This window comes from Actinomycetospora straminea (assembly GCF_028737255.1).
Classification (GTDB): Bacteria; Actinomycetota; Actinomycetes; order Mycobacteriales; family Pseudonocardiaceae; genus Actinomycetospora; species Actinomycetospora straminea.
Genome location: NZ_JAQZAN010000002.1, coordinates 1 through 22,273 on the forward strand (window position 1 = coordinate 1; position 22,273 = coordinate 22,273).

The 22,273-nt window shown below is 73.5% G+C and carries 17 protein-coding genes and 1 pseudogene; 3 read left to right on the forward strand and 15 right to left on the reverse strand.

The features are described from left to right. Positions 1-49: 49 nt before the first annotated feature. Together PH190_RS03240 and PH190_RS03245 are read right to left on the reverse strand one after the other, a co-directional pair. Positions 50-703, reverse strand: coding sequence for a response regulator (locus PH190_RS03240; RefSeq protein WP_274230063.1), 654 nt, complete (start codon positions 701-703; stop codon positions 50-52). Further along, positions 700-1,812: a sensor histidine kinase gene (locus PH190_RS03245; RefSeq protein ID WP_274230064.1), complete on the reverse strand. Its 1,113-nt coding sequence runs from the start codon at positions 1,810-1,812 to the stop codon at positions 700-702. The genes PH190_RS03240 and PH190_RS03245 overlap by 4 nt, the downstream gene beginning before the upstream one ends. A gap of 3,237 nt (positions 1,813-5,049) precedes the next feature. Between PH190_RS03245 and PH190_RS30710 the strand changes: the two are divergent. Beyond that, positions 5,050-6,096: pseudogene (locus PH190_RS30710) on the forward strand (Ig-like domain-containing protein); the annotation flags it as partial. 271 nt (positions 6,097-6,367) lie between these two features. Further along, positions 6,368-7,261 carry an Ig-like domain-containing protein gene (locus PH190_RS30715; protein WP_420791581.1) on the forward strand — a complete coding sequence of 298 codons (894 nt, stop codon included), beginning with the start codon at positions 6,368-6,370 and terminating at the stop codon, positions 7,259-7,261. A 135-nt stretch (positions 7,262-7,396) separates the two neighbouring features. Here the strand turns inward: PH190_RS30715 and PH190_RS03255 are convergent, their stop codons facing one another. From PH190_RS03255 to PH190_RS03305, 11 genes are all read right to left on the reverse strand, one after another. Beyond that, positions 7,397-7,876, reverse strand: a complete 480-nt coding sequence (locus tag PH190_RS03255; RefSeq protein WP_274230066.1) for a hypothetical protein — start codon at positions 7,874-7,876, stop codon at positions 7,397-7,399. Between the two features lie 390 nt (positions 7,877-8,266). After that, on the reverse strand, positions 8,267-8,698 hold the full coding sequence (locus PH190_RS03260) for a hypothetical protein (RefSeq protein WP_274230067.1): 432 nt from the start codon (positions 8,696-8,698) through the stop codon (positions 8,267-8,269). A gap of 53 nt (positions 8,699-8,751) precedes the next feature. Next, positions 8,752-9,993, reverse strand: a complete 1,242-nt coding sequence (locus PH190_RS03265) for an acyl-CoA dehydrogenase family protein (protein WP_274230068.1) — start codon at positions 9,991-9,993, stop codon at positions 8,752-8,754. 28 nt (positions 9,994-10,021) lie between these two features. Beyond that, a complete protein-coding gene (locus PH190_RS03270; RefSeq protein ID WP_274230069.1) occupies positions 10,022-10,750 on the reverse strand; it encodes an HdeD family acid-resistance protein in 729 nt (242 codons plus the stop codon). A 281-nt stretch (positions 10,751-11,031) separates the two neighbouring features. Further along, positions 11,032-11,856: a poly(3-hydroxyalkanoate) depolymerase gene (gene phaZ / locus PH190_RS03275; RefSeq protein ID WP_274230070.1), complete on the reverse strand. Its 825-nt coding sequence runs from the start codon at positions 11,854-11,856 to the stop codon at positions 11,032-11,034. Beyond that, entirely contained in the window at positions 11,853-13,514 is a 1,662-nt protein-coding gene (locus tag PH190_RS03280; RefSeq protein ID WP_274230071.1) for an alpha/beta fold hydrolase, read from the reverse strand. Before PH190_RS03280 ends, phaZ begins: the two co-directional genes overlap by 4 nt. Then, positions 13,511-15,046 carry a bifunctional 3-(3-hydroxy-phenyl)propionate/3-hydroxycinnamic acid hydroxylase MhpA gene (gene mhpA, locus PH190_RS03285; protein WP_274230072.1) on the reverse strand — a complete coding sequence of 512 codons (1,536 nt, stop codon included), beginning with the start codon at positions 15,044-15,046 and terminating at the stop codon, positions 13,511-13,513. Before mhpA ends, PH190_RS03280 begins: the two co-directional genes overlap by 4 nt. Then, the gene (locus PH190_RS03290) at positions 15,043-15,396 is read right to left on the reverse strand and encodes a DoxX family protein (RefSeq protein ID WP_274230073.1); all 354 of its coding nucleotides are present in this window, start codon (positions 15,394-15,396) and stop codon (positions 15,043-15,045) included. Before PH190_RS03290 ends, mhpA begins: the two co-directional genes overlap by 4 nt. Further along, complete coding sequence (locus PH190_RS03295) at positions 15,393-17,240, reverse strand: acyl-CoA synthetase (RefSeq protein WP_274230074.1); 1,848 nt, start codon at positions 17,238-17,240, stop codon at positions 15,393-15,395. Before PH190_RS03295 ends, PH190_RS03290 begins: the two co-directional genes overlap by 4 nt. Further along, the gene (locus PH190_RS03300) at positions 17,237-18,178 is read right to left on the reverse strand and encodes a fumarylacetoacetate hydrolase family protein (protein WP_274230075.1); all 942 of its coding nucleotides are present in this window, start codon (positions 18,176-18,178) and stop codon (positions 17,237-17,239) included. The genes PH190_RS03295 and PH190_RS03300 overlap by 4 nt, the downstream gene beginning before the upstream one ends. Continuing rightward, a complete protein-coding gene (locus PH190_RS03305) occupies positions 18,175-19,308 on the reverse strand; it encodes a VOC family protein (protein WP_274230076.1) in 1,134 nt (377 codons plus the stop codon). Before PH190_RS03305 ends, PH190_RS03300 begins: the two co-directional genes overlap by 4 nt. A gap of 279 nt (positions 19,309-19,587) precedes the next feature. Here PH190_RS03305 and PH190_RS03310 point away from each other — a divergent pair, with 279 nt between their 5' ends. Continuing rightward, positions 19,588-20,244 (forward strand): TetR/AcrR family transcriptional regulator, encoded by a 657-nt coding sequence (locus PH190_RS03310; RefSeq protein ID WP_274230077.1) that lies wholly within the window; start codon positions 19,588-19,590, stop codon positions 20,242-20,244. 47 nt (positions 20,245-20,291) lie between these two features. On the opposite strand, the gene PH190_RS03315 is transcribed toward PH190_RS03310, so the two are convergent. Beyond that, positions 20,292-21,266, reverse strand: a complete 975-nt coding sequence (locus tag PH190_RS03315; RefSeq protein ID WP_274230078.1) for a diacylglycerol/lipid kinase family protein — start codon at positions 21,264-21,266, stop codon at positions 20,292-20,294. A gap of 203 nt (positions 21,267-21,469) precedes the next feature. Further along, entirely contained in the window at positions 21,470-22,243 is a 774-nt protein-coding gene (locus PH190_RS03320; RefSeq protein WP_274230079.1) for an MBL fold metallo-hydrolase, read from the reverse strand. Between the last annotated feature and the right edge of the window lie 30 nt (positions 22,244-22,273).

Below are 22,273 nucleotides of genomic sequence, written 5' to 3' on the forward strand. Positions count from 1 at the left end.
CGCACCGATTCTCAGCCGCCGAGGCGGCCACCGGAAGGGCCATGGAGTCTCAGAGCAGGTCGAGCTCGCGGGCCCGCAGGGCGGCCTGGGTGCGGTCGCGGACGCCGAGCTTGGCGAGCACGTTGGTCACGTGGTTCTTCACCGTGCCCTCGGCGAGGAAGAGCCGGGCGGCCATCTCGCGGTTGCTGCGGCCGTCGGCGAGCAGCCGGACGATCTCCCGCTCGCGCTCGGAGAGGGGCACCACGAGGGGCCGGTCCGCCGGCGTCTCCTCGCGCAGGTGGCGGGCGACGCGGGCGACGACCTTCGCCGCCACCGTGGGCGCGAGCACCGACTCGCCGCGCGCCGCGGCCTGCACCGCCTCGAGCAGCCGCGCGGACGAGACGTCCTTGAGTAGGTAGCCGATCGCCCCGGCCCGCAGGGCGGCGAACACCTCCTCGTCGTCGTCGAAGGTCGTCAGCGCGATGACGTGGACGGCGGGGTGCTCGACGCGCAGCCGGCGGGTGGCCGCGACGCCGTCGAGCACGGGCATCCGCAGGTCCATGAGGACGACGTCGGGCGCGAGCGCGGCCACGCGGTCGAGCGCCTCGCGGCCGTCCGCGGCCTCGCCGACGACCTCGACGCCCTCGCTCGCGCCCAGGAGCGTCCCGAGCGCCTCCCGGAACAGGGCCTGGTCGTCCACGAGCAGCACCCGCACCGGGGTCACGCCGGCACCTCCACGCGCAGGGTCGTCCCCCGCCCCGGCACCGACTCGAGCGCCACGTGCCCGCCGACCTCGGCCGCCCGCTCCCGCAGGCCGAGCACGCCCACCCCGGAGGACGGATCGGTCGGCGCGGCGCCCGTGCCGTCGTCGCGGACGTCGAGCCGCACGGCGTCCGGACCGTACTCGAGGCGCAGCTCCGCCGTCGAGGCCCGGGCGTGGCGGCGCACGTTGGTCAGCCCCTCCTGCCCGACGCGGTAGAGCGCGTCGCGGGCCGGGTCCGCGAGCGGGCGCGGGTCGCCGGCGACCACCAGCCGCGTCGCCACCCCGGCCTCGGAGCTCAGGTCGGCGAGCTCCTGCAGGGCCTCGGTCAGCGGGCGCCGGGCGTCGGCGTCGCGCAGCGCGCGCACCGAGCGGCGGACCTCGGCCAGGGCGGCCTCGGCCTGGTCCTGGGCCTTCGCGAGCACCTCGTCGGCCCGCTCGGCGTCGGCGGCCAGTACCGCCCGCGCCGCCTTGACCTGCATCTGGACCACGGTGAGCGCGTGCCCGAGCCCGTCGTGGATGTCGCGGGCCACGCGGGTGCGCTCCTGCTCGGCGGCGAGGCGCTCGGCCTGCGCGGCGTACTCGCCGAGGCGCTCGTGGGCGGTCGCCAGCTCCCGGCGGGTGCGCTGCTCGCGCTGCAGCAGGCCGGTGACGATCGCCGCGAACACCACCGCGGCGAGCGTCCCGAGGCCCTCGCGGAAGCCGTCGCTCCACGACATCCCGACGTGGACGAACGGCACGCAGGCGCACACCAGGACGACCGCGGGCAGGGGCAGGAGCAGCACGCACTGGCTGGTCAGCACGACGAGGAACAGCGTCGCCCCGACCCCGGCGTTGAGCACGAAGACGACGAACGCCAGCGGGAGCTGGACCGCCACGTAGGCGACCGACCAGGCCAGCCGGTCCCGGCGCCGCACCCACACGAACGCGGCGGTGGCCAGGACGACGAACACCGCGCCGAGCAGCACGGCCGCGAGCGACTCGCCGGACGCGACGGTCCCGATGAGCAGCGTCAGGAACGCCCCGCCGGCGAGCACCGCCAGCGCCCGGTCCATCCCCGCCACCCGCTGCACGGCGCAGATTGTGGGCGCGCTGCTGCGTCGGACCGCAAGGGCGATGTCCGGATACCGCGCGGAGTGGGCGGGAGCCCTGCGGTCGGTGGGGCACCGCGTCGGCGTGGCCAATCGCGTGCTCCCCGTCACCGCTCTTCGATCTGCTAGGCCATCTGGGCGACGTAACAACGGCGTGATCCTTAGCGACACGCGGAGGACAGGCCCATCCTGCTACACACAGCCAACAAGAGTCTCGGCATCAGCCGAAAGAGGTACCGTCTCGGTCCCATCCCGGGCGGTCCACCGCGGGGGGAAACGATGGACGGACGACGCACGAGGTCAGCACGCTCCACCGGCAGGGTGCGCGTCCGGCCGATCCGGTCACCCCAGACGCTGAAGGCCGCCTTCGCCGTGGCGCTCGGTGCGGGCGTCCTCCTGCACGGCGGGCAGCCGTCGGGCAGGGCCGACGTCGTCGACGCCGCACCGGGCGGCATCGCCCTCGTGTCCGCCGACGAGCCGGAGACCGGTGGGGACGCGGAAGGGTCCGACGGCGACGGCGGCTCGGAGTCGTCGTCCGCGGCGGCGTCCGACGCGGGCTCCGACTCGGGGTCGAGCTCCGACGCCGGGTCGGCGACCGACGACCCGGGCTCCGGCGACCCCGGGGACTCGGGGGCCGGGTCGGACTCGGGGTCGGAGGCGGGGTCGGACTCGGGGTCGGACTCGGAGGGAGCCTCGGGCTCGGACGACACCTCGGCGGCCGCGCCGACCTCCGCCACGAGTACCTCTCCCTCAGATGACACCCCGTCGTCGTCGACCGAGAGCACCGGTTCCGCGACGCGACCGGGCGCTCCGGCGCCGACCGCTCCGGCGGTGACGCCGAACGGGCCCACCGGGGCCGCCGCCGCGACGACCGCCGCGCCCGCGACGCCGTCCGGGGTGAGCACGGCGGCGGGCGCGGGTGGCGGCGCCACGGGGAACCCTGCCGACGCCCCCGGGGGCGGCACGACCAGTGCGACCGGCTCGGTCCCGGGCGGCGACGACACCGCGCCGACGGCCGGCACCGTCGCCGAGGCGATCACGGCGGTCGTCGACCCGATCGTGGCCGCCGCGACGACCCTGGCCGGGCTGGGCACCGACGGCCCGGCCGAGCCGGGCCCGACCGCCGCGCTCCTGCTCGCCGCCATGGCCCGCCGCGGACAGGGCTCGCTGATCAGCAGTCCGACCGCGAGCCGGACCGGGCAGACCGGCGACGTCACGACCGGGCTGGCACCGAGCGCGACCGACCCCGTCACGACGACCTTCCCCGGCGAGACCTACGGGGTGGTGACGGGCCCGGACGGCACCGTCTACGTCATCACCTACGCCTACGACGACGTCGCGCAGAGCTACTCCAGCGTCGTCACCGCGGTGCGGACGGTCGACCCCGACGCGACGCCGCTCACGATCACGCTCCCCGGCGGCCCCAGCAGGGTCACCTTCGGTCCCGACGGGACGGCCGCGGTCGCGACCTCCGGCTACGACGACGCCGGACACGGGATGACCACCCTCGCCGTGCTGGCTCCTTCCCCCGGCGCCACATGGGTCACGTCCACGGTCCCCGGCTACCCCCAGGATGTGCTGTCCGGTCCAAACGGCACGGTCCTCGTCCTCACCTGGGCGCAAGACCCCGTCACCGGCGACGACACGACCCATGTCGTGGTGATCGACCCCTCGGACCCGGTCGGGCTGCCCGTCGCCTCCGACCTGCCCGGCTATCGCGACCGTGTCGTGTCCGGGCCCGACGGCACGCTCTACGTCGTCACCCGCGACTACGATGCGAGCCAGACGTACACCACCCACGTGGCGCCGGTAGACACGACCGCACCCGGAGCCGCGACCACCGTCACCTCCCTGCCCGGGGAGTTCCAGCGGATCGAGTTCGCGCCCGACGGCACCGCCTACGTCGTCACCTACGCCGGTTCCTTCACCGCCGGGACGGCCACGACCCGCCTCGCGGTGGTCGCCCGCGATCCCGAGGCCGTCCCGGTGGTGGTCGCCCTGCCCGGGCGGATCGACAGGGTCGTGAGCGGGGCCGACGGGACCCTCACCGTCGTCACCTACGAGGCCGACTCCGATCTCGAACCTCGGGCCTTCACGACACACGTCGTGGTCGTGGACACCACCGACCATGGCGCCGCACCCGCCACCGTCACCCTCCCCGGCCTGCTGCAGTGGACGGGGACGAACGCCGACGGTTCCGTCATGATCGTCACCCACCAGTACGACCGCGCCACCGGGAGGACCACGACCCACATCGCCGTGGTCGACCCGACCGACCCGGAGGCCGCCCCGACGACCACCGTCCTCCCCGGCGAGCTCCGGGAGGTGGGCGACAGCCCCGACGACGACCTCTTCGTCGTCAGCCGCGAGTCCGACCCGACCACCGGGACGTCCACGACACACCTGGCGGTGATCGACCCCGAAGACATCCACGCGACGCCCACCACGATCACCGTTCCCGGGGCGCTGGAGAGGATCATCCGCGGCGCCGACGGCACCGTCACCGTCGTCACCTACGAACGTGATCGGGCCACCGGAGCGACCACCACGCGGTTCACGACGGTCGATCCGAGCGACCCCGACGCGACGCGCCGCTCGGTCACCGTGCCCGGTCACCCTGAGAGGGTCGAGGTCGAGACCGACGGTGTCATCAGCGTCCTCACCCACGCCTACGACCCCGACACCGACTCCTACACCACGCGCGTCACGCTCATCGACCCCTCCCGGCCGGGCGCCACGCCGGTCACGACGATCCTCCCGGGCAGGGCCGAGGATCGACCGGAGCGCGGTCCCGACGGCAGCCTCGTCGTCGTCACCGAGGAGCGCGACGCCACCACGGGCACGTACAGCACGCACGTCGCGGTGGTCGACCCCACCGACCTCGACGCCGCGCCCGTCGTCGTCACCCTCCCGGGGTACAACGGCCGCGCCCTCCACGGCGTCGACGGCACCCTCTACGTCCTGACGACCGAGTACGACGACGCCTCGGGGACGGCCACGACGCACGTCGCGGTGGTCGACGCGACCGACCCGACCTCCACACCTCGCACGGCCGGCTTTCCCGGCTCCTGGAGCGGCTACCAGTTCGCGCCCGACGGCACGCTGTACGTCTCCGCCACGGAGTACGACCAGGCCACGGGCGCGAGCACCACTCGTGTCGTGGCCGTGGATCCCGCCCGGCCCGGAGAGTCGGAGGTCGTCGCGACCGTCCCCGGGTCCATGACCGCGCTGCAGATCGGCCCCGACGGCACCCTGCGGATCCTGAGCAACGGACCCGATCCGGCGACCGGTGAGTACGTCACGCATCTCCTGGTGCTCGACCCCTCCGACCCCGGCGGCGCCATCACGGTCACGGTGCCCGGCTACTCGGGCTGGATCGAGACCGGTCCCGACGGGGGCGTCACCGTCGTCGCCACCGAGTACGGCCACGCCACCGGGACCGACACCACGCACATCGTGAAGGTCGACCCCAATCGACCCGACGCGCCTCCCGTGACGGCCACCGTCCCCGGGTCACGCACGACGGTCGTGCACGGTCCCGACGGCACCGTCTACGTCGTCACCGAGGGCTCCGACCCCCTCACGGGGGTGCAGACAGCCCACCTCACCGTGCTCGGCCCCGTGGAGGGTCCGGTGGTCACGCCCAACGAGCCGCCCGCACCGGGGGCCGGACCGGTCGCCGGGCAGCCCGGTGCCGACGGCGCGGTGACCGTCGACCTGGGCGTCACCGATCCCGACGGCGATCCCCTCGAGCTCGCGGTGGACCCCACCGACGCGCCCGACCCGGCGCTGGGGACGGCCACGCCCGGCCCCGACGGCACCGTCACCTACACCCCCACGACACAGGCTCGCCACGACGCCGCGCGGGCCGCCGCGAACGGCACCGGGCCGGTCACCGACACGTTCACCGTGCTGGTCTCCGACGGCCGCGGCGGGCAGATCCCGGTGCGGGTGACGGTGACGATCGACCCGGACAACGTCGCCCCGTCGGTCCCGGTTACGCCGCCGCGGGCGCCCGTCACCGACCGCCGCCGCGGCGGGCAGGTCACGGGCAACGCCGGCGTCGGCGACGCCGACGAGGACGACCTCACCTACACGGTCAGCGGCGACCCGGCCCACGGCTCGGTCACCGTCGACCCCGTCACCGGCGACTGGACCTACGTCCCCGACCCGGCCGCCCGTGCCGCCGCGGCCAGCGGCGGGCCCACCACCGACACCTTCACCCTGACCGTCGACGACGGCCACGGCGGCGTCGTCACCGTGCCGGTCACCGTCACGATCTCCCCGAACCGGGCACCGGTGGCGATCACCCCGACCGCTCCGGTCACCGACGTGGGCACCGGGCGCGTCACGGGCGGCGTCGAGGTCACCGACCCCGACGGCGATCCCCTCGGCTACGCCCTGGGCACCGGCCCGGCCCGCGGCACGGTCACCGTCGACCCCACCACCGGCGCGTTCGTCTACACCCCGAGCGCGTCCGCCCGTCACGCCGCGGGCCGCCGGCGGGCCCACCACCGACACCTTCACCGTCGACGTCGTGGACGACGCGGGCCTGCGCACCCCCGTCGCCGTCACCGTCACGATCACCCCGGCCAACGCCGTCCCCACCGCCCCGGGCGCACCGTCGGCCCCGACGACGAACCCGGCCACCGGCGTGGTCACCGGGGACGTCGGCGTCACCGACCCGGACGGCGACACCCTCGGGTACTCCGCGGGCACCGGCCCCGCCCACGGCTCGGTCCTCGTCGACCCGGTCACCGGCCGCTGGACCTACACCCCCACCGACGCCGCCCGGCGGGCCGCCGCGCAGGGAGGGCCCACGACCGACACCTTCACGGTGCGCGTCACCGACGGCCACGGCGGTGTCGTCGTCGTCCCGGTGACCGTCGCCATCAGTCCGGTCGCCACGACGCCCGGGCACCCGACGCCGGGGCACCCGACGCCCCGACCCTGCCCGCCCGGGAAGGGCCACCCCTCCCCCGGGCACCACGACACCGGCCACCACGCCGGCCACCACCACGGTCACCGTCCGGTCCGCGGACACCACGCCCGCCAGGGAGACCACGGTCATCGGCGGTGGGTCGTCGACCTCGTCCACCACCGGGCCGCGCTGGTCCCCACCGGGCGCGGCCACGCCGCCGAGACGGCCGACCGGTGCCCGACCGTCCAGGTGCACAGCATCGACGGGCGCTACCTCTGGGTCCTCGACCCCGCGGCCGGGACGGTGACGGTGATCGACACCCGGACCGAACGGGTCGTGGCGACGATCCTCGTCGACGCCGGCGGGACCGGGCTCGACCTGTCCACCGACGGCACCCGCCTCGTCGTGAGCCACACCGGCGGGCCGGACACGGTCATCGACACCGCCACCCGCACCGTCGTCGACCGCGTCCAGCGCGACGACCGCGAGGTCCTCGCGTCCTGCTCGTGACGTGACCGTGGAGCACACCTACCACCGGCGGTTGAGCGGGCGCCCGGCTGCGCTCCACGCCCGTGTTCCGCCGGTCACCACCCACGACGCCCACCGGACGAGCACGGGGCACTGCAGGCCGAACAGGCGCGCAGGCTAGTGGCCGGCCAGGAGTTTCACTCCGACCACCATCAGGCCGATCACGAGGTTGGCCAGCCCCGAGAACAGCGCCGCCAGCAGGCCTGCGCCCATCCGGCGCCCGAGACCGAACCCCCAGACGAACATGAGCGCGAGATCGACGCCGGCGGCGAGGTAGAGGGCGGTCACCAGCGGCAGCACCTCCAGGGCCGCCAGCCCGATCATCAGCAGCGGCCCGATGGCGGCCGTGAGCAGGGGGCTCGTCCGGAACAGCAGAATCCTCAGATCGTGGCCGCGGGCGACCCGCCCGTGCACCGCGGCGTGTGCTTGTTGGTCGGCTGCGACCGTGGCCAGCCACAGGCCGAGGGCGGTCGCGGCGACCGCCGATGCCGCCGCCCGCGCGCTGCCGGACTCGCCGAGCGCGAGGCCGATCGTCACCGCGACCACGCTCAGCTGGGCGTACACCCTCTCCTTGAGCCGCTCGGTGATCACGCGCACGGGCGCCCGTGTGCGGTGTGCGCTTCGTTCGGGGTCGGCACCCGCGGACCCGTCGGCGGAGGTCACCGAGCCACGGTAGACACACGACGCCAGGCCACCACCGTGTCGACGCTCTCCGCCCCTGTGGTGGAGCGCGGCTCAGGAGCCGAGGTGTCACAGCAAGCCCGCGCGGTTCTCGACGTCGAGGTAGACACCGGCGTCGTCGGGCGACCCCACACCCCACGGCGAGGAGACCCCGGCGACCGAGGATCGCTTCACGGCCCCTCCGGCCGAACCATCTGTGACTCGAGCACCCGGAGGTCGTCCCCGGCCAGAGATCGGCCCCGCCGACCCGCACCGTGGGGTGGCGTCGACGGGGCCGGCCTGGGTGGCCGTCCGCGGCCGCGAACCTCAGCCGGCGGTCACCTTCTGGCGTTCGTCGGCGTAGGCGCGGGCGTCGATCGCGTCCAGGATCGCCAGACCCGCGGTGTCGACGGCCCACGCGGCGAACTCGATCGCGGTGGTCGCTTCGTCCTCGGCCCACGTCGCCTCGTCGGCGGCGAGGCGGGCATCGAGCTGGGCGTTCCGCCTGTCGACCTTCGCCTTGATGTCGTCCATCTTGGCCGCGGCGTCGGCCTTCATCTGGGCCCAGTTGTTCCGCGTGCTGGCGGCCGCGGCGTCAGCGCGCTTCTTGGCGTCCTCGGCGGCGCGGTCGAGGTCGGCCTGAGCTTCGCCGATCCGCTGCTGGAGCCGCTCGCGGGACTCCGTGGTGGCGGTCTCCACCGCTCTCTTCGCCTCGGCGACCTTCTGCTCCAGTGTCGTCAGCTGCGGCGAGTAGTCCATCGTCTCCCACCTGATCTCCCTCGGTGATGCTGCCCGGGCGCGTCGACACGTGGTCAGCGGGCGCCCGCGGTGAACGCGCCGATCCCGGTGATGTCGCGACCGACGATCAGCGTCTGCATGGTCTCGGTGCCCTCGAAGGTGTGGATGGCTTCGATGTCGGCCATGTGCCGCATGACGTGGTGGTCGAGCAGGATGCCGTTGCCGCCCATGAGGTCGCGGGCTTCGGCGATGAGCCAGCGCGCCTTGCTGGTGTTGTTCATCTTGGCCAGCCCGGCCACGGTGGGCGACAGGCGTCCCTGGTCGGCGAGGCGCCCGATCTGCATGCAGTACAGCTGCATGCCGGTCAGTTCGGCCAGCATCTTGACCAGGCGCTGCTGGACGATCTGGAAACTGGTCAACGTGCGCCCGAACTGACGGCGTTCGCTGACGTAGGTCAGGACGGCGTCGTAGGCGCCGGTGGCGTGGCCGAGGGCCATCCAGGCGCAGATGCTGCGCGTATTGGCCAGCACACGACCCGCGGCGGCGAAATCGTGCGCATCCGCGAGCCGGTTGTCGTCAGCGACCCGGACGCCGTCCAGGACGATGTCGGCCTGCCAGATCGAGCGGAGCGATCCTTTCCGCCCGATGACCTCGGCCGAATAGCCGTCCGGGTACCCGTCGGGCCCCTTCTCGACGACGAAGCCCTTGACCTGCCCGTCCTCGGTGGAGCGCGCCCACACCACGATGATGTCGCCGGCGCTGCCGTTGCCGATCCAGCGTTTGTGGCCGTCGAGGACCCAGTGGTCGCCGTCGCGGCGAGCGGTGGTCTCGAGGGCGACCGAGTCCGAGCCGTGGTCGGGTTCGGTCAGCGCGAACGCTCCGGTGCGCCGCAGTGCGGCCATGTCGGGCAGCCATCGCGCCCGCTGCTCCGGCGAGCCGCAGAGCGCGATCGACTGCATGGCCAGCCCGGCGTGCACCCCGAGGAAGGTGCCCAGGCTGCCGTCGCCGCGGTGGAGCTCCATGTGCACCAACCCGCACGCGGTGGGCGTCATGGCGGCGCATCCGTAACCGTGGATGTCCTCGCCGACGATCCCGAGCTCGGGCAGGCGGCGGATCAGCGGCCAGGGCAGCTCGGCGCGTTCCCAGTAGTCCGCGGCAACGGGCAGGACCTCCTCGTCGACGAAGCGGCGGGTCCGGATGAACGACTGCCACTGCTCGTCGGTGAACTGATCGCGCACGAAGAAGAAGTCCGTGCCGAGTGCCTCGCCGAGGTTGCGGCGCCGGCGGTCGACCGTCGCGTCGCGGGTTGCGGTCATCAGCCGACCCCTCCTGGATCTGGTCGGATCACCGGGGTCCGGCCGTGGCTGACGCGCCGGATGCCGAGTCGGGCTGAGAGCCCGGCTGCGCGTCGGCCGTCACGTGGCGACGCTCCTGCGTGGGCACCTGCGGTGCCTCGCCGCCGGCGGCGGCAGCCTCTCGCGGCTCCCGGCCGATGTGACGGAGCTCGAAGGCGAGCACGACGTCGTTGATCCCGCGGAACACCGCGTAGAAGCCGACGAAGAGCAGGATGAACACCGCCCGGGCGGCCAGGTCCCAGACTCGGTCCGACGCCGACATCCACAACCCGAGCAGGGCCACGAGCACCCCGCACACCATCCCGATCCACCAGAACGGACTCACCTCCCGGACCACCGCCGCTCGGGCGATGTAGAACACCCCCTGGAAGAGCAGCAACAGCCCCAGCACCGACGCCAACGCGAAGAACGTGTTGATGGGTCGGACGAACGCCCACACCGCGGCCAGCACGAACACGACCGCCAGCACGATGTGCACGACCCTCCAGCCGCCCGCCACCAGCGCGGTCAGGCCGACCTCGGTGGCCGCGGCGACCAGGAACACGACCCCGACCAGCAGCCCCACGGCCGCCAGCGAGGTCACATCCGCGCGCAGCACCACCCACGCGATCACGAACCAGGCGATGCCCGCCACCAACGGCGCCCACCACCACCGCGCCGCCTCTCGGCGCAACAGCTGTCCCGCGAGTCCTCCGGGCGCGTCCGTGTCTGCGTGCATGAGTACCTCCTCGATCCTCTCCTTCTCGTCACTCCGCGGCTGTGGCCGCGGAGGGTTCGCTGTCACCTCGGGGGCGAGCACCGGCTTTCGGGCCTCCGGCGAAGGACCAACGTCCCGCGGCCCTGCTCCACGCGTCGCTACCGTCGAGAGCGGTCATGACCGCGGACGGCGGTCCGGGTGGAGCGCGGGTCTCGGTCGTCGTCCTGCGCTGCCGCTGCCGGCGGTGAGGACGGGGACGTCGGTGTCGTTCATGGGGTTCTCCCGGTGCGAGAAAGGGACGATCAGGAGGTCGTCTCGCCGTCGGTGAGGAAGTCGTGGACGAGGGGGACGACCTCGGCGGCGTGGGTGAGCAGGGCCAGGTGGCCGCCGCCGCGCACGACGTGGAGGCGGCCGTGCCGCAGCAGCCGCGCCATGAGGTGCGCGTTGACGGTGGGGATGATCGGGTCGTCGTCGCCCGCGAGGAGCAGGACCCGCTGGGGCAGGTGGGGCAGGTAGTGGGCGCTGGTCCAGCCCACGCCCGCGGCGATCTGCCAGTAGTAGCCGAGGGGGTCGGGAGCCCTGGTGTGGGTGGCGAAGCGCGCGGCCAGGGTGGGGTCGGAGCCGAACCCGCCCCCGTAGATCCGGCGGCCGGTCTCGCGCAGGTGGCTCGGGCCGAAGTAGCGCAGCGGGCTGGCCAGCGTGAGCAGCACCGATGGTCTCGCGGGGACCATGACCATGCCCATGCTGGTCGCGCACAGCACGAGGCGGCGGCAGAGCCGGGGGTGGCGGTGGGCGAACTCCTGGGCCAGCGCGCCGCCCCAGGAGATGCCGAGGACGTCGACCTCGTCGTAGCCGAGGTCGGTCACCAGGTCGGCCACCATCCGCGCCCACCGGTGCATCCGCCGGGGCAGCCGCGTGGTCGGCGAGCCGCCCGTGCCGGGCATGTCGAACCGGATCACCGGCATGCGCCGGCCCCCCTGGACGTGCAGGTCGTCGACCAGGGGTTGCAGGAGCTCGACGTTGGCCCCGATCCCGTTGCACAGCAGCAGGGGGACGCCCTCACCGGGCTGGACGTCGACGTTCAGGGTCACCCCGTGGACCTGCCGCGGGCCGTGGACGGCGGTCATGCCCGCACGTAGCTCCCGGGCGCGGCCTCGAGCGGGGCGTGCTCGGCGTCGCCCAGCTCGACCGGAGCGGCGACCTCGTCCCCGGAGCGCCGGCCGAGCCAGTCGATCCACCTCGGCCACCAGCTGCCCGCGACCTTCGTCGCTCCGTCCAGCCACCGGTGGGCGTCGTCCGGGCGGTCGGGATTGACGAAGTAGGTCGCCTTCGGGTTGCCGTGGGGCGGGTTGAGGATGCTCTGGATGTGGCCCGAGCTGCTGAGGGTGAAGTCGACGTCGCCGCCGAGACGCTGGGCCGAGCGGTAGCAGGCGTCCCACGGCGTGATGTGGTCGGTCGTGCCCGCCATGACGAAGGCGTCCGTCGTGATCGAGCCGAGGTCGAGTGGCGTGTCGTCGACCATGACCTCGTCGGGGTGTGCCAGGGAGTTGTCGCGGTAGATGTCGATCAGTTGCCCGTGGAAGGCGGCGGGCAGCCGGGTCGTGTCGTTGTTCCAGTACAGGACATCGAAGGTGGGCGGGTCGTTGCCGAGCAGGTAGTTGTTCACCCAGTAGGTCCAGATGAGGTCGTTGGGGCGCAACAGGTTGAGAACCTTCGCGAGCTCACGCCCGTCCAGGACGCCCCGCACGTGCGAGTGCCGCTTGGCGGCTTCGAGCGACTCCTCGCTGGCGAACACGCCGAGCAGGGTCCGGTCCTCGGTCATGTCGAACACGCTGACGAACAGGGACAGCGAGTGGACCACGTCTCTGCCCCGCGCCGCGAGGTAGGCGGTGAGCGCCACCGAGGTGATGCCGCCGGAGCACGCGCCGACCAGGTTGACATCCGGACAGGCGGTGATGTCGCGGACGACGTCGATCGCCTCCTCGGTCGCGGTGAGGTAGGTGCCGAGGTCCCAGTCGCGGTGCTCCTCGGTCGGGTTGCGCCAGCTGATCACGAAGACCTGGAACCCCTGCTCGAGGGCGTAGCGGACCAGGCTCTTCTTCGGGGAGAGGTCGAAGACGTAGAACTTGTTGATCTGCGGTGGTGCGATCAGCAGAGGGCGGGCGCGCACCTTCTCGGTGCGCGGCCGGTACTGGATCAGCTCCAGGACCTCGGTGCGGTACACCACGGCGCCGTCGGTGGTGGCCAGGTTGCCGCCGACGACGAACTTCTCGGCGTCGACCTGTCGGGGGAAGGCGCCGTTGTCGCGCACGTCGCCGAGGAAGTGCCGGAGGCCGGCGATGACGCTGGTGCCCCCGGTGTCGAGGACACGCTTCACCGCGGACGGGTTCAGCGGCAGGTTGCTCGGCGACGCGGCGTCGAGCAGGAACGAGAGCACGAAACGGGCCCGCTCGCGGTCCACCTGTGCCAGCTCGGTGCCCGCGAGCCAGGTGTCCAGTTCCGTCTCGGCGGCCAGGTGGAGTCCCATGAGGCGGCGGTACCAGGGGTTCTGCGACCAGGCGGGGTCGGCGAATCGGCGGTCCTTGGGGTCGGGTGCCGGCGCGGCGCGCCCGAGGGCCACCTCCGCCGCGGTCCTGGTCAGGTGGCTCAGGCTCGCCGTGGTGTGCGACGGGTGCGCCACCGCCTCGCCGACGACCGAGCGCACGGAGTCGACGAGGTCCTTGCGGCGGAGCCCGACGACGGGATTGGGGCCGCCGATGGCGTCGACGGCGAGTGCTGTGGTCACGACTCCTCCTCGTGGCCGTGGTGGGGCAGGGCGGCGCAGAGTCCGGACGGGTCGCGCCCGGCGTGCAGGACGGTGCCGTCCGGCCGGACGACGGCGGCGCGGGCGCGGCCTCGACGCAACCAGCGGTGCAGGTCGCTGTCGGCCGGGGCGGCGAAGCACACACCGCCGCGCCGCCGCGCCTCGGCCGTCACCGTCGGCGAGGCAGGGCCGATGGTGACGAGCGCGAAGCGGCCCCCGGTGACCTCGTCGAGACGCCGGCCGTCGCCGAACCGGCCGTTGGGGCACAGCCGCCCGGCGAGGCGACGCCGGCGGAGACGCAGGCGGGGGCCGAGGACGAGCGCGGAGCGGTGCAGGGGCGGGGTCTCGCTGTCCAGCACGATCCGGGACAGGCCGGGGATGCGGGCCAGACGCGGCACGACGATCCGGCGCAGGAGCGTGCCGGCGTCGCCGCCCTGGGTCATGGCCGTCCCGATGAGCTTGGCGAGCCGGATCATGGCCCGGGCGTGCGGCTTCCGTTCGGCCTCGTAGCTGTCGAGCACCTGCTCGGGCAGGCTCCCGTCGAGGACGGCGGCGAGCTTCCAGGCCAGGTTGGCGGCGTCGCGGATCCCGGCGCACAGGCCCTGCCCGACGAACGGCGGGGTCAGGTGGGCGGCGTCGCCGAGCAGGAACACCCGTCGGTCGCGCCAGTGGTCGGCCAGCTGCGCTCGGAAGGTGTACTCCGCAGCCCGGACCACGTGGAGCGCGTCGCTCGGGATGTCCCTGGTCCACGGCCGCAGCAGCGGATGCAGCTGGTCGATGTGCCGGTAGTCCTCGACGGTCTCGTGCGGGCGCAGCTGGAACTCCCAGCGGTAGCGGTGGCGTCCGATCCGCATGTAGGTCGCGGCGCGGTACGGGTCGCACACCTGGTGCACGCCCTCCCACTCATCGAGCTCGGCGTCGGTGGCCACGTCGACGACCAGCCATCGCTGCTCGAAGTGCAGGTCCTGCATGGTGGCGCCGATCGCGGCGCGGACCAGGCTGTTGGCGCCGTCGCAGCCGAGCACGTGGTCGGCGAGGACCGAGCCCTGCGCACCGCTGACCCGGTCGGTGTAGTCGACGCGGACCGGGCCCGCGCCGTCCTGGGTGACCCGGGTGACCTCGATGTCGCCGCGCAGTGTCGCGGTGTGGTGCCGCTCGAGGTTCGCGCGCAGCAGGCGTTCCAGCTCGGGCTGGTCGAACATGGTGGCCTCGGGGAAGCCGTGCCGCCCCGTCCCGCCGGCGCGGCGAAGCTCCGCGAGCACGCGCATGCTCGGGTCGACCAGGCGCAGGCCGTGGCACGGCCAGGAGATCGCGGCGAACTCCTCGCGCAGTCCGAGCCGGGCCAGGATGCGGTAGACCTCGTCGTCGAGGTGCACCGCGCGGGGCTGCGGGTAGATCGAGGCCCACCGGTCGAGCAGCAGGCACTCGACGCCACGCTGGGCGAGCAGCGTCGCGACGGTCAATCCGGTCGGACCGGCGCCGACCACGAGCACCGGCACGTGTGGCGCGGTCATGACACGGCCTGCCCGAGCGCGGCAAGGTAGCCGGCGACCAGGACCGCGCACACCACCGCGGGCGCGATCCGGCGCACGCCGTCGCGGTGGCGCAGGTGGGTGACCACGGCACCGGCCAGCAGGAGCAGCAGGCCGGTCCCGGCCAGGACGCCGAGCACCGGCACGGCCGGGCCGAGCGCCACGCCGACGGCACCGGCGAGCTCGAGGGCCCCGATGCGCCGGTAGGCGTCGACGGAGAAGCCGGCCTCGGTGGCGAGAGCGCGGGCCGGGGCGAGGGCGAGGACCTTGACCAGGCCGAGCCCGGCGAAGATCACGACGATGGCGGCGGCGAAGCCGATGACGGGGGTCATGAGGCGTCCTGAGTGATGTGGAGGTTCCAGGTGACGGCGTAGGCGCCGAGCGCGTCCCCGATCGCGGTCCGGTCGCACGACGTCGGGGCGGTCACCGTCACGACGACGGACCCGTCGTCGATGTGCGCCTCGACCTCGGCGTCGGGGACCGCGGCGAGGGCGTCCGCGACGGCTCGCCGGGTCGCGTCGGCGCGCAGGTCCAGCTTGTACGGCTTGCCGACGGCGGTGAGGGGCAGGGCGTCCAGCACGGTGACGGCCTTGGGCACGGCGGCGCGTTCGGGCACCCGCTGCGCGGCCCACGCGAGCAGGCCGACCTCGTCGACGGCGGCGCCCGGGGCCACGGCCACGTAGGCCACCGGCACCTCGCCGGCGTGCGCGTCGGGCCGACCGACGGCGGCGGCCGCCGTGACGTGCGGGTGGGCAAGCAGTGCGTCCTCGATGAGCGCGGGGTCGATGTTGTGGCCGCCGCGGATGATGAGGTCCTTGGCGCGGCCGCGCAGGTGCACGAACCCGTCCTCGTCGATCTCGGCGAGGTCGCCGGTGTCCAGCCAACCGTCGACGAGCTTGCCCAACCCGTCGAGCCGGTAGCCGTGGTCCTCGCGGCCGACGACGTAGCCCGGGAACACCGTCGGGCCGCTGATCGCGAGCACCCCGTTCTCGAGCACCGTCATGTGCTGGTAGGGCAGTCGCTGACCGACCGCGCCCGGCCGGGGCGCGTCGGGGAAGCTGCGCGCGCTGGCGCAGGTGGCCTCGGTCAGGCCGTAGCCCTCGAGCAGGGGCACGCCCGTGCGCTGCTGGAAGTCCGTCCGCACCGCGGGGGGCAGCGGCGAGGCGCCGACCATGGCGAAGCGCAGGCTGCTGATGTCGGCGTCCACCGGGACCTGGGCCAGGGTGGCGTACACGGTCGCCACCGCGCTCATCGTGGCGATCCGGTGGTGCTCCACGATCCGCCAGAACTCGCCGAACAGCGCGGCATCCCGGTAGCCCAACGGCCCGGCCCAGACGACTCGCTGCCCCTTGAACAGCGGCGCGAGCAGAGTCACCACCAGCGCGTTGACGTGGAACAGGGGCAGCGCGCCGAACACCACGGTGTCGGGGTCGATCAACGAGTTCGCCGCGAGCATCCACGCGTCGGCTACCTCGTTGGCGTGCGTGTGCGCGGCGAGCTTGGGCGCGCCGGTGGTGCCACCGGTGTGGAAGAACGCAGCGAGGTCGGCGGACCGGGGCGGCTCGCCGGCGAACGCCTCGGCGTCCTCCGTCGCGGCCTGCTCATCGATGTAGCCGACCCGCACTCCCGCGATGTCGTCCAGCGGTGGCGCCGCACCGCCCGCGCCGGTCGGGCGCAACACCAGGACCGCGTCCAGCTCGTCGGCCAGCGCCCGTGCGGTCTCCCAGACCTCGGGCGCGAGCTCGGGCCCGGCGGTGATCAGCACGCGGGCACCGGACCGGCGCAGCAGTTCGGCCAGGTGCGGGCGGGACAGCGCGCCGTTGACCGGGGCGGCGATGCCGGCGAGCTGCGCGGCCAGCATCGCGGTGACCAGCTGGGCGCAGTTGGGCGCCATCAGGGCGACCGCGTCCCCGCGGCGGACGCCGAGGCGGTGCAGCAGGTTGGCGCAGCGGTGCACGTCGGCGAGCAGCTCGGCGAACGAGCGTGACTCCGGTTCCCGCCAGCGGGCGGCGTCGGGCAGGACCGAGAGCGCCGTGCGCGCGGGCCAGCGGGTCGCGGCCCGGGCGAGCAGCGCGTAGGTGGTCTCCGGCAGGTCCCGGTCGGCCAGCGGGACGGCCTCGATCGCGGCGAGGTCGGTGGGCGCGGCGTAGCGCGGCCAGAGCAGATCGTCGGTCATCGCGCGTCCCTCACGACCGTGCGCTGGGTACCGAGGTCGATGACACCGTCGTCGGTGGCGACGCTCGCTGCGATGACGTCGCCGTCGGCGAGGTACTTCGGATTGCGCGCCTGACTCCTGAAGAACATCGTCCACTTGGTGGCCGGCGGGACCAGGGATCCCAGGATCTGCGCCGGCCGGGACGGCGCGGACAGCGCCGTGCCCACCGGCGTCCCGGTGAGCACCAGGTCACCGACGTCGAGCCGCTGGAACCGCGTCAAGGCCGTCAGGGCTTCGGCCGGTCGATAGATCATGTCGCCACCGACGGTGCGGTCCTGCCGGACCTCGCCGTGGACCGACAGCCGCAGGCGCAGGTCGGGGAACCGCTTGAGCTCGTCGGCGTCGAGCAGCACCAGCGCCGGGCCGACCGGGGTGAACGTCGGGTAGGACTTCGACTCGTAGAACTGCGTCTTGGGCAGTTGCAGGTCGCGGGCGGAGACGTCGTTGGTGACCACCAGACCGGCGACGGCGGTGGCCAGGTCGTCCTCGCCGACCTCGGTGCCCACCGGCAGCTCGCGCCCGATCACGAGCCCGATCTCGACCTCGTAGTCCAGCAGCCGAACGTGGGACGGCTTGACGACGTCGTCGAACGGGCCGCTGATCGAGCCGGAGGCCTTCCGGAAGAACGTCAGCGGCACGGTGTCCGGATCCATCCCGGCGTCCTCGACGTGCGAGGCGAAGTTGGTCATCTGGGCGACGACGCGACACGGAGCCGTCACCGGGGAGACGAGGTCGAGCGAGCCGACCGGCACGGTCCGCCCGCCCGCCGCCGCGGCGGCGATCGCCGGCCGATCGGCCAGCAGCTCCGCGGTCGTCGTCGCGGCGGTGTCGATCCAGGTCGCTCCGCCGGGCGTGGAGACGTACCAGGCGTCGGCGGTGCGCAGCACGGAGATGCTCATGACGCCGCCACCTTCACCAGACCGCGGAGGCGCTCGACGTCGAACTCGTTGTCCTGGCGCAGGGCGCCGACCACGGTGCGGAGCTCCTGCAGGACCTGGGGGCCCGGGGCGATGCCGAGGAAGTCCTTGGTCGCCGGCGGTCCCCACTGCGCGAGGCCGGAGGCCGTCATCGGGGCCCACCCGGGCTCGAGGGTGTCGTCGAACAGGTCGCCGTCGCTGAAGTGCTCGACCATGAACCCGTCCGGGTCGCGCCAGTAGTCGAAGATCTGACTGCCCTGGATGTGGCGGCCGATGCCCCACGAGTGGTGATAGCCCTGGTCGCGCAGGTACTCCCCGCCCGAGGCCAGCGCGTCCAGGTCGGCGACCTGGTAGGCCGAGTGCACGTACCGGTTCGCCGGCCCCAGCGCCAGCGCCAGCGTGTGGTGGTCACTCGGGGTGGCGCCGCGATCGCAACGGATGAAGCTCATCACCGGACCGCGCTCCCGCTGCCCCGGGTAGTACAGGAAATCGCTGACGATCAGCCCCAGGTGATCCAGGTACCAGTCGAGCGTCTCCCGGTACGTGGTCGTCTGCCACACCACGTGCCCGAGCCGCTGCACCCGCGCGGGCTCCCGCACCGGACGCTGGGTGGCGTTGGTCCGCACCGCGCGGTGACCGACGTTGAGCCGCAGCGGTGCCTGGGCCGGCAGCTCGGCCAGCTCGTTGGTGTCCGACACCACGCGCACCCGCAGCCCGCTCGGATCGACCAGATCGACGGCCAGCCCACCCAGGCTCTCGGGCAGCTTCACCGCCCGACGGCCGGTCGCCTCGGCGAGCCGGAGCACGTCGCCCGAGTCGGCGGCGCGGAAGGCGGGACCCGTGAACGCCGAGCGGCGGCCGCGCCGGATCAGCACGCAGGGCGCGCCCGGGTCGGTCCCCCGCAGGTGCAGCTCATCGGGCGTGCTCGCCGCCGTGGTGAACCCGAAGGCCCGCGCGAAGCGCTCCGCCCCGTCCAGGTCGGGCTTCTCGAACTCCAGCCACGCGAGGTCGTGCACCCTGACGATCGGATCGCGGGCGCGGCCTGGATGCTCACCGGCCATCGCGCCCTGCTCGCTGTGCAGCTCCGCGTGGGGATCGCGGTTGTTGATCATCGACTACTCCCCTCAGTAATGAGGATATCGTCAGTCATGACACGTTGCTCAGTCAAGCGCTTCTGAGGAATTCGTCAGCACTGACTCGGTGACCGGCATCGCGATGGCAGCCATGTGAGCAGCCCGCCGGAGCCCCGGAGGCAGCTCGAGCTCGGTCGTGGACTCCGGTTCCGACCTGGCCCGCCGACGGCTGCCGTGGTGGTGCGAGTCTGACTAATTCGTCAACTCTGACGCTCGACGCTAGAGTGGATGCGGGAACCCGACGGGAGGACCAGCGCGATGACCGAGCAGGCACGCAACCGCATGGACCGGCGCAAGGCACGCACCCGTGCCGCACTGGTCCGCGCCGCCCAGACCTGTATCGCGAGCGGGAGGACCGCCGTCCCGATCGCCGAGATCACCCAGCTCGCGGACGTCGGGATGGGGTCGTTCTACAACTACTTCGAGACCAAGGAGCAGCTCTTCCACGCCGCCGTCGAGGACGCGCTGGAGACCTTCGGGCAGACCCTGGACACCCTGACCGAGGACATCGACGACCCCGCCGAGGCGTTCGCCCAGAGCTTCCGGCTCACGGGGCGACTGCATCGCCGGCATCCCGAGCTCAGCAAGGTCCTGCTGAACAACGGCCTGGCTCTGGCGAGCTCCGGTCAGGGCCTCGCCGGCCGCGCGCGCCGCGACGTCGATGCGGCCGTCAGGGCCGGACGGTTCGCCACCGTCCGCGATGCGGACCTCGCCCTCGTCGTCGTCACGGGTACCGCCTTGACCCTGGGCCAGCTGCTGCACGACGACCCGGGCCGCGACGATGCGACGGCGACCGATCTCGTCACCGAGGACCTGCTCCGCATGCTCGGCGTCCCCGCCGACGAAGCCCGTGCGATCTGCGACCGTCCCCTGCCCGACCCGGACGCCGCACCACGGCCGGACACCGCCGCTTGATCACAGGTCCCGGACGATGCGCCTCCGTCGTCGGAACCCCCTGGTCATCACCGCGCGGTCGCGCGTCCCACCGGACGCGGTGCCGCTGCGGCTCGGTGTCCGGCAGCGCGGGGACGGTGCCGCGGAATCAGCACCCGCAGCGAGCGGGGACGGATCCGGCAGACGGCCGGTGTGTCGAGCCAGGTGCTCTCACCGTCGACCGCGGCCCGCACCACCGGGGACGGAGCATCGATGACGACCTCCTCCGCGGTGGCCACGATGGCCGGTGGGTGCTGTCGTTCCCCGGCGGCGAGGGCCTCCCCCGGCCTCCCCACGTCCACGCACATCAGCCCGAGAACACCGAGGTCGAGACGCCGCCGTCGCGCGACACCCCCGGCACCGCGGGCGCCGTAGGGGTTGTTGCTGACGAGGGCGACCGTCGGGTCGGTGACGGTCATCGGGCCGGCGCGCACGGTGAAGCACTGCTCCACGCGCCCGGAGAGCACGTCCGGGAGGACGTCCAGAGCGACCATGAGCTTGCTGTCCCGGTAATCCGGCCGACCGACGATCTCCGCGTAGGCACCGAGCGAGACGTTGTTGACGAACGGGCGCGCACCGACGACGCCCAGGTCGACCACCGACACCACGCCGTCGCTCAGAGCGTCCAGTGCCCGGTCGGGCCGGGACCGGTCCAGCCCGAGGTCGAGGGCGAAGTGATTGCGCGTACCGGCCGGGATCACCAGGAAGAGGACACCGCGCTCCGCGGCCACCTCGGCGACGGGTGCGAGCGTCCCGTCGCCGCCCGCAACGCCGAGCAGATCGGCCCCGTCGTCGACCGCCGCGTGCAGACGGGCCGCCAGCTCGCGCTCGTCCTCATCGAGGAACAGCACGCTCGCTCCGAGGGATGCCGCCTTCTCCGCCAGCCCGAACCGCCGCACCTTCCCGGCGCCCGAGCGTGGGTTCATCACGAGGAACGGGTGGGTCGGCGGCGCCACGCGCAGCGGACCGGCCGGCCCGCCGCGACCGCCACGGGACGACGTCATGTCGTCGACGTCGGGCCGGGCTGTGTGTCGGGCCGACCGTCCGAGTCCACAGACATCGAGTCCTCCCCTGCACCTTCCGGGTCCAGCGGTGTGCGGACGACGATGCTGGGCTCAATCTCCTGGGCGCCAGCACGGGCTTTCGTCCTGCGCTGCGCAGGACCACGGTCCGTCTCTTCCTCGGGGGCGGCCGGTACCCAGGGCCGTCAGGGAGCGTCAGGCGCCGCGTGGGAGAGCACGACCTGTCCGCCCGCCCGGGCAACGGTGTCGAGCCGCTCCTGCGTCCGACGGTTCTCGGTCCGGTCGCGGGCGACACCCGGGGTGCCGCGCCGGCGCAGCTGCTCGTAGCTCAACGCCGCGTCGCCCGCGATCACCGTCGGGCGGGCCCCGTCGACGACGACACCGAGGTGTCCGATGGTGTGGCCCGGCAGCGGTACGGCCCGGACCGACCCGTCGTCCACGAGCGTCGTGGACCTCGCGAAGCCGGCGATCCCACCGTCCTCGAACCGGGGCCGCACCAGCCGTCGGCCGGTCACGCGGCAAGCGGTCGCTCCGGGATAGCCCTCCACCTCTCCGGGCCCGACGACGACCTCGGCCCGGGCGAACGCGGGCAGGTTGCCGGTGTGGTCGCCGTGGAGATGGGTGAGGACGACGGTGTCGACGGCGTCGGGCGCGACGCCGAGGGCGCGCAGCCGGGCGGGCGCATCGGCACCGGCCCGCACCGGGAGGCGCAGGTATCGGCGGTAGATGCTCTCCTGGACGCGGTCGCCGCAGCCGAAGTGCCCGGGCGGCTGATCGACCGCCTCACCGGTGTCGACGAGCACGATCCCGCGCCGGTGCTCGATCAGCACGACGTTCACCGGCAGCCACGGAGCCCACCGGCGGTCGACGGCGATCGCGGCGTAGCGCAGCGACCACGGCCCGCCGAACTCCACGTGGGAGCGCCGGACCCCCACCCACCCGACCGGGATCACCGTCACCCGCACACCGCTCTCGTCCCGCACGACGAC

What these genes read in the sequence shown, in the direction of transcription:
- PH190_RS03260 (WP_274230067.1), bottom strand. Translation starts at nt 8,698, where the DNA reads ATGGACTACTCGCCGCAGCTGACGACACTGGAGCAGAAGGTCGCCGAG.
- PH190_RS03265 (WP_274230068.1), bottom strand. Translation starts at nt 9,993, where the DNA reads ATGACCGCAACCCGCGACGCGACGGTCGACCGCCGGCGCCGCAACCTC.
- PH190_RS03270 (WP_274230069.1), bottom strand. Translation starts at nt 10,750, where the DNA reads ATGCACGCAGACACGGACGCGCCCGGAGGACTCGCGGGACAGCTGTTG.
- phaZ (WP_274230070.1), bottom strand. Translation starts at nt 11,856, where the DNA reads ATGACCGCCGTCCACGGCCCGCGGCAGGTCCACGGGGTGACCCTGAAC.
- mhpA (WP_274230072.1), bottom strand. Translation starts at nt 15,046, where the DNA reads ATGACCGCGCCACACGTGCCGGTGCTCGTGGTCGGCGCCGGTCCGACC.
- PH190_RS03290 (WP_274230073.1), bottom strand. Translation starts at nt 15,396, where the DNA reads ATGACCCCCGTCATCGGCTTCGCCGCCGCCATCGTCGTGATCTTCGCC.
- PH190_RS03295 (WP_274230074.1), bottom strand. Translation starts at nt 17,240, where the DNA reads ATGACCGACGATCTGCTCTGGCCGCGCTACGCCGCGCCCACCGACCTC.
- PH190_RS03300 (WP_274230075.1), bottom strand. Translation starts at nt 18,178, where the DNA reads ATGAGCATCTCCGTGCTGCGCACCGCCGACGCCTGGTACGTCTCCACG.
- PH190_RS03305 (WP_274230076.1), bottom strand. Translation starts at nt 19,308, where the DNA reads ATGATCAACAACCGCGATCCCCACGCGGAGCTGCACAGCGAGCAGGGC.
- PH190_RS03310 (WP_274230077.1), top strand. Translation starts at nt 19,588, where the DNA reads ATGACCGAGCAGGCACGCAACCGCATGGACCGGCGCAAGGCACGCACC.
- PH190_RS03315 (WP_274230078.1), bottom strand. Translation starts at nt 21,266, where the DNA reads ATGACGTCGTCCCGTGGCGGTCGCGGCGGGCCGGCCGGTCCGCTGCGC.